The organism is Bartonella sp. AA83SXKL (assembly GCF_042196965.1).
Classification (GTDB): domain Bacteria; phylum Pseudomonadota; class Alphaproteobacteria; order Rhizobiales; family Rhizobiaceae; genus Bartonella.
The window spans coordinates 302-815 of sequence record NZ_JBHIRG010000141.1 but is presented as its reverse complement, the minus strand read 5'-3'; the positions used below and the strand labels follow the sequence as shown (position 1 = coordinate 815).

The 514-nt window shown below is 40.3% G+C and carries 1 protein-coding gene and 1 pseudogene; one reads left to right on the top strand and one right to left on the bottom strand.

From position 1 onward, the window contains the following. Window positions 1-240: pseudogene (locus ACFINO_RS10185) on the top strand (hypothetical protein); the annotation flags it as partial. 52 nt (window positions 241-292) lie between these two features. On the opposite strand, the gene ACFINO_RS10180 reads toward ACFINO_RS10185, so the two are convergent. Next, a partial coding sequence (locus tag ACFINO_RS10180; RefSeq protein WP_375655706.1) for a TraR/DksA C4-type zinc finger protein occupies window positions 293-514 on the bottom strand: 222 nt, incomplete at its 5' end.

Below are 514 nucleotides of genomic sequence, written 5' to 3'. Positions count from 1 at the left end.
AATATTATCAATACATCCATCATACAAAAGAGAAAGATTCAACAAGCATTAACAACAACAGAAACCAATCAAAGCTTTAACATTACAGAAAAAAAACCTTTTTCCGTCAGTGAAAAAGAGCATATACAAGACGCTCTCTCCACTCACTTTATGAAGCAACAAGTAGAAGATTCAGCAATTACCGCCGAAATTGAAGGACGACTAGAGCCCTCTTTATTTGTCCCTGCTCCCCCAAAATAAGATACCCAATTCTAGCGCCGCGCATTTCATGTCTCCATCATCAAAATCGCTTTTAATCGTCGCGATAAACTCTTTCGCGTCGTTCGTGGCGTTCTTGCGCCTCCAATGATAAAACTGCAATTGGTCGAGCTTCAAGACGCTTTATACTAATAGGTTCGCCAGTTTCTTCACAAAAACCGTAAGTCCCGTTATCGATACGCTCCAAAGCAGCATCTATTTTTGAAATGAGTTTTCTCTGACGATCACGAGCACGTAACTCAATTGTACGATCAGT